Origin of the sequence: Micromonospora endophytica (genome assembly GCF_003236305.1) — a bacterium.
Taxonomy (GTDB): Bacteria; Actinomycetota; Actinomycetes; order Mycobacteriales; family Micromonosporaceae; genus Micromonospora; species Micromonospora endophytica.
Map to the genome: position 1 here is coordinate 1 of NZ_POTX01000288.1, position 6,531 is coordinate 6,531.

Annotated in this window: 5 protein-coding genes; 1 reads left to right on the top strand and 4 read right to left on the bottom strand. The window is 70.5% G+C overall.

What is annotated here, in order from left to right:
• From C1I93_RS26935 to C1I93_RS26950, 4 genes are all read right to left on the bottom strand, one after another.
• Nucleotides 1-889 (bottom strand): carbohydrate ABC transporter permease (locus C1I93_RS26935; RefSeq protein ID WP_111246083.1); only part of this gene is annotated, 889 nt, incomplete at its 3' end.
• Nucleotides 886-1,950: a carbohydrate ABC transporter permease gene (locus tag C1I93_RS26940; protein WP_111246084.1), complete on the bottom strand. Its 1,065-nt coding sequence runs from the start codon at nucleotides 1,948-1,950 to the stop codon at nucleotides 886-888. The genes C1I93_RS26935 and C1I93_RS26940, both read right to left, overlap by 4 nt.
• 87 nt (nucleotides 1,951-2,037) lie before the next feature.
• Entirely contained in the window at nucleotides 2,038-3,288 is a 1,251-nt protein-coding gene (locus C1I93_RS26945; RefSeq protein ID WP_111246085.1) for a sugar ABC transporter substrate-binding protein, read from the bottom strand.
• Between the two features lie 33 nt (nucleotides 3,289-3,321).
• Complete coding sequence (locus tag C1I93_RS26950) at nucleotides 3,322-4,302, bottom strand: LacI family DNA-binding transcriptional regulator (RefSeq protein WP_223256301.1); 981 nt, start codon at nucleotides 4,300-4,302, stop codon at nucleotides 3,322-3,324.
• A gap of 135 nt (nucleotides 4,303-4,437) precedes the next feature.
• On the opposite strand from C1I93_RS26950, the gene C1I93_RS26955 reads away from it, so the two are divergent.
• On the top strand, nucleotides 4,438-6,531 hold a 2,094-nt coding region (locus tag C1I93_RS26955; protein WP_181445346.1), incomplete at its 3' end, for an amylo-alpha-1,6-glucosidase.

Below are 6,531 nucleotides of genomic sequence, written 5' to 3' on the forward strand. Positions count from 1 at the left end.
GAGACAGGGATTTGTCGGCGCCTTGGGTGGGGTCGCGGACGAAGTGGCGCTGGAAGATGACGAAGATGATGGCTACCGGGATGGTGGCCAGGAGGGCGGCGCCCAGCTTGAGGGGATACTGGGTGCCCTTGCCTAGGGAGCCGCTGACCAGGTCGGCGAGGCCGCGGGGGAGGGTGAACAGGCTCGGGTCCTGCACCGAGACCAGGCTGTGCGGGAACTCGTTCCAGGTGCCCTGGAAGGACAGGATGGTCAGGGTGATCAACGCCGGTTTCGCCATCGGCAGCACCACCGACCAGAAGGTACGGAAGATGCTCGCCCCGTCGATGCGGGCCGCCTCCTCCACGCTCACCGGAATCGACTCGAAGAACTGCTTCATGATGAACACGCCTGCGGCGTCGGCGAGCAGCGGCACGATCAGCCCGGCGTAGCTGTTGTAGATGCCGAGCTGGTTGAGCACCAGGAACTTGGGGATCAGCAGCACCACACCTGGCACCGCCATCACCGCGATGACCGCCGCGAACAACCCGGACCGGCCACGGAAGCGCAGCCGGGCCAACGCGTACCCGGCCAGCGAACAGAAGAAGACCCGTCCGGTGGTGGCCACCACCGTCACCAGCAGGGAGTTGCCGAGCCAGAGCGGGAAGTTGGTGCCGGTGAAGATCCGCACGAATCCGTCGAGCACCACCGGGTCGGGGATCGGCGAGAGCGGGTTGGCGGCGGCGTCCGGTTCGGTCTTGAGCGAGTTGCCGATCTGGATCACGAACGGGTACAGGAAGACCAGCGAGAAGAAGACCAGGACGGCGTACCCGAGGAAACGGGTGGCCAGGGTGCGTGGACCGCGGGCACCGCGCCGGGCGGACGAGGTGGAACGGTCGGCCAGTGCGGTCATCGGGCGGATTCCTCCGATCGGCGTCGGCGCCACCAGCGGGGTTTCTCGGCGTCCCGGTCGGCCATGATCCGGCGCTGCACCAGCGTGAACACGACGATGATCAGGAACAGGACGAACGAGATGGCCGCGCCGGAGCCGTAGTCGAAGTCGCGGAACGCGGTGCGGTACGACAGGTAGGCCGGGGTGAGGGTGGTCTTGGCGGGATCGCCCTGACTCATCACGTACACCTGGTCGAAGACCTGCCAGGAACCGATCAGGCCGAGGGTGAGCACCAGGAACGTGGTCGGCTTGATCAGCGGCAGGGTGACGTGCCGGAACCGCTGCCACCGGCTCGCACCGTCGAGGGCACCCGCCTCCTCCAGCGTGACCGGCACGTTCTGGAGAGCGGCGAGGAACATCAGCATGAAGGTGCCGGAGGTGGTCCAGACCACGAGCGTGATGATGGACATCATCGCGACGCTCGGTCCGGACAGCCAGTCCCACCAGCTCAGGCCGAACGGTCCGCCGTCGGTCAACGCGGCGGGCGGATCGTCCAGCCCGACCACACCGAGCAACAGATGCAGCACCCCCCGGGAGTCGGCGAACCACTGCGGCCCGCTGATGCCGAAGAGCGCGAGCAGGTTGTTGACCGCGCCGGAGTTGGCGAACAGGAAGAGGAACACCACGCTGATCGCCACCGAACTGGTGACCGACGGGAAGTAGAACGCGGTCCGGAAGAAGCTCTTGCCCTTGAGTAGCCGGTTGTTCACCACCAGCGCCAAGCCGAGGGCCAGCACCGTCTGGGTGGGTACGACGAGCGCCACGTAGTAGATGTTGTTGCGGATGCTGGTCATGAAGTCCCGGCGGGCCAGGCCGTCGGTGGTGAACAGCTCGGTGTAGTTCTTGACGCCGACGAACGGCACCTCGCTGGTGAACGGGCTGCCCTGGCCGGTCCAGTCGGTCAGGCTGACCCAGAGCGCCATCAGGATCGGCAGCAACAGGAACAGCCCGAGGATGGCGATCACCGGCGCGACGAACAGCCAGCCGGCGATGTTCTCGTTACCGCGTACGCCGCCGCGCACATCGCCCTCCCTTCGGTCGGGTGGAAGGTGAAAGGAGGGGCCCCCTGCTAACGCCTGGTGTATAGGAGGGGGCCCCTGCTAACAAGCTCAGCTGCCGCCGAGCGCGGCCTGGGCGTTCTTGTCGAAGGTGGCGAGGATCTTCTTCGGGTCACCGCCGGCCAGGCCCTGGAGTCCGGCCTCGAGGTCCTGCAGAACGCTGTCCATCTTCGGCGCGTTCACCGGGCCCTGGGCGTACTCGGCACCGTCGATGAACGGCTTGTCGGCCGGGAACTCGGCGGTGTACTGGTCACGGACCGACTGCCGCGACGGCATCACGCCGAACGCCTTGGCGAACGCCATCTGCTGCTCGCCGCTCGTCATCGCCTCGACGAACTTGATCGCCTGCTCCTTGTACTGCGACTTCGCGGCGATCCCCCAGCACTGGGTGAAGGAGAGCGTGCCCTTGCCGGCGGGCCCGGCCGGCAGCTCGACGACCTGGTACTTCACGTCCGGGAAGTCGTTCTGCAGGGCACCCTTGATCCAGTTGCCCTCGATGGTCATCACCGCGGCGCCCTTGCCGAACGCCTCACCGGACCAGCCCGCGTCGAGCTGCTTGGGGAAGCGGGCCAGGCCGTCGGTGAGCAGCTGCTTGACGTACGTCAGCGCGGCGGTGTTCTCGGCGGTGTCGCCGGTGGCGGTCTTGCCGTCGGAGCTGAGCAGCCAGCCGCCGTTCTGCACCAGGAACGCGCCGATCCGGTCCCGGGTGTCGCCGAGCGCCAACGGCACCAGCCCGGCAGCCTTGATCTTGCGGGCGACGGCGGTCAGCTGGTCCCAGCTGGTCGGCACGTCGGCGTCGGTCAGACCGGCCTTGCTCCACAGCTCGGTGTTGATCTGGAGGGCGAGGGTGGAGAAGTCCTTGGGCGCGCAGTAGAGCTTGCCGTCGTAAGTGAAGGTGGTACGCAGGCTCTCGTAGAAGTCGTCGGTGTTGCTGATCTTGTCGCCGTACGGCTCCAGGGCGCCCACGCTGGCGTAGTCGGCGAAACGGGTGGCGTCGACGTAGAACACGTCCGGCGGGTTGCCCCCGGCCAGCCCCTGGCCCAGCTGCTGGGTGAGGTCCTGGGCCGGGATCACTGTGGCCTGGTTGCCGGAGGCGCTGGCCCAGGCCGCGGCGGCGTCCTGCACGGCCTTGGTCTCGGCGTCCCCGGAGGAGCCGATCATGATCTGGAGGTTCGCCGGGCCGGTGGACTGGGCGGTTTCGCCGGAGGAGTCGTCGAAGCCGCTGCCGCAGGCGGCCGAGCCGAGCAGCGCGGCTGTGGTGAGGCCGGCGACGGCCACGCGGGTGAGGACGCGGGGTGTCATCGTGTTTCTCCTGTGGTGGTGAGGGACGGGAAATCAGGCCGGGTGCCGCAGGACCAGCGCGGGTCGGAGCAGCACCTGCCGTGGGCCGTGGCGCGGCCCGTCGAGCAGGTCGGTGAGCAGGTCGACGCAGCGGGCCGCGGCGTCGCCGAGCGGCTGGCTGACGCTGCTGAGGCCGACCGCTGCGGCGACCGGGGTGTCGTCGAAGCCGATCACCGGTAGGTCGGCGCCGGCGGTGCGCAACGTCTGCATCGCGCCGAGGGCGAGCGAATCGCTGGCGCAGACCAGGGCGGTCGGTGGTGCGGGCCGGTCGAGCAACTCGCGGGCGGCCCGCGCGCCCTCGGCGATGCCGTCCTCGGTCTCGGCATCCAGCGCGGTGGGGTCGACGCTGGTCTCGACGAGGGCGCGCCGCCAGCCGGCCCGCCGGTCGTCGCCGACACCGGAACCGGCCGGCCAACCGATGAAGCCGGTACGCCGGTGCCCGGCCGCGATCAGGTGGGCGGTCGCCGCCGCGGTGCCCGCCGCGCCGTCGACGTCGACCCAGCTGTGCGACTGGAGGTGGTCCCACGGCCGGCCGAACGTGACGAACGGGATCTCGCGTTCGGCCAGCCACGCGGTACGCGGATCGCCGTGGTCGGTCCCGGTGATCACGAAACCGTCCAGGTCGTACGCGCTGAGCAGGTCGCCGTAGGTGGCGATCTCGCGGTCGTCGTCGGCGGCCGTGTAGAGCATCACCCGGTAGCCGGACGCCTCCGCGGTCTCGGTGAGCCCGTGTAGGAAGCGGTCGAGCACCGAACCGTTTATGCCGTCGCGGGTCGGTTCGATCCGTACCGCGATCAGCCGGGACCGGCCGGTACGCATCTGCCGCGCGGCCTGGTTGGCGCGGTAACCGAGTGTGACTATCGCGTCCTGCACCCGTTGCCGTGTCTCCGGCCGCACGATGTGCGGCGCGTTGATGACGTTGGAAACGGTCTGCCGGCTGACCCGGGCGTGCTGGGCCACCGTGGCGATGGTCACCTTTTCAGCCACATTATGCCTTTCGAGGGGCTTGAACGATCCAATTTGGATGGGGCAGGATTGGAACGTTCAAGTTGGTTGAGTGTTTCGGACTCTGCACCCCCCGGAACCGTCTGTCAAGAGGCGGTGCCACCGATGAACCTGGAGCCGTACGTGACCGCACGCCACCTGCAACCCCTGCTGCACGACCTGGTGGGAGTGGCCTTCGCGCCCACAAGTGCGCTCGGGGACCCCGCCGGGCAGATCCGGTCGCGCGGCGTCCAGGGCGTCTTCCACGCCGACACCCGGGTGCTGTCCCGTGCTGAGCTGCTCGTCGACGACCAGGAGCCCGAGACCATCGGCCATGCGCCTGTCGACGCCCACGCCGCCCGGTTCGTCGGTCTTGCCCGGTGGCTCGGTGACCCCGGTGCCGACCCGACCGTCCGCCTGGACCGGACCCGTCGGCTCGACCGGCACGGCCTCACCGAGGAGATCCAGGTCGTCTCCACCGCCGCCGAGCCGGTGACCGCCACCGTCACCGTCGACCTCGGCTGCGACCTCGCCCCGATCGAGCAGGTCAAGACCGGCTTCACCAGCCCACCGCTGCCGGCCCGGACGCCGGAACCCGGCCGGGTGAGCTGGGCCGCCGGCGGCACCACGGTCACGGTCACCGCCGCCGACGCGGCCCTCGACCTCGCCGGTGACCGGTCCACCGCACCCCGCCTGACCTGGCCGGTCACCCTCGGCCCACGGCAGAGCGTGACGCTGCGCTGGCGGCTGGCCGTCACCGACACCAGCGCCGTGGTGGCGTACCCGCCGGCGGAGCCGACCTGGGCCCGGCCGCAGGTGCAGGCCGACGACCGGCGGCTGGGCCGGCTGCTGCACCGCGCCCTCGACGACCTGCACGCGCTGCGGCTGGCCGACCCCCAGGCCCCCGGCGACGTCTTCCTCGCCGCCGGCGTGCCCTGGTTCCTCACCCTCTTCGGCCGCGACAGCCTCTGGGCCGCCCGGATGCTGCTGCCACTCGGCACCGACCTGGCCGCCGGCACGCTGCGCGTGCTGGCCCGCCGCCAGGGCCGACACACCGACCCGGCCACCGGCGAGCAGCCCGGCAAGATCCTGCACGAGCTGCGACGCGGCGAGTTCAGCCTGCCCGCCAACGGACTGCGCCTGCCGCCGGCCTACTACGGCACGGTGGACGCCACCATGCTCTGGGTCAACCTGCTGCACGACGCCTGGCGCTGGGGGCTGCACGCCGAGCAGGTCGAACCGCTGCTGCCGCACCTGGAAGCCGCGCTCGGCTGGCTGGGTGAGCACGCCGACGCCGACGGCGACGGTCTTGTCGAATACCTCGACACCAGCGGGCACGGGCTGTCCAACCAGGGCTGGAAGGACTCCGGCGACGCCGTCCGGTTCCGCGACGGAAGCCTGGCCGGCGGGCCGATCGCGCTGGCCGAGGTGCAGGGCTACGCGTACGAGGCCGCCGTCAACGCCGCCGCGCTGCTCGACGCGTTCGACCGGCCCGACGGCGACCGGTGGCGGGAGTGGGCCGGCAGGCTCGCCGCCCGGTTCCGGGCCGCCTACTGGGTCGACGGTCCGTACGGCCCGCAGCCGGCGTTGGCCCTGGACCGGGACAAGCGGCCGGTCGACTCACTGACCAGCAACATCGGTCACCTGCTCGGCACCGGCCTGCTCGACGACGACGAGCAGGCACAGGTCGCCCGGCTGCTCGGCACCGACACCATGTCCGGGGCGTACGGGCTGCGCACCATGTCCACACTTGATGCGGGCTTCAGTCCGCTGTCGTACCACTGCGGCTCGGTCTGGACGCACGACACCGCCATCGTGCTCACCGGCCTGGCCCGGGCCGGCTTCCCCGAACCCGCCCTGCGCCTGACCGACGGACTGCTCGCCGCCGCCGAGGCGTTCGACTACCAGCTGCCGGAGCTGCACGGCGGCGACGACAGATCCACCCTCGGTCGACCCGTGCCCTACCCGGCCGCCTGCCGTCCCCAGGCCTGGTCGGCGGCGGCCGCGGTGTCGCTGCTGCACGTCGCCGCCGGCGTCTACCCCGACGTGCCCGCCGGCACGGTACGCGTCGCGCCGCTGGCCGGTCCGCAACTCGGTGCCGTCTCGGTGACCGGACTGCGGGTCGGCGATGGCGAGATCGCGGTGGACGTCGACGCCTCCGGGCACGCCACCGTCACCGACCTGCCCGGCAACCTGAGGTTGCTCACCCCCACGATCCCC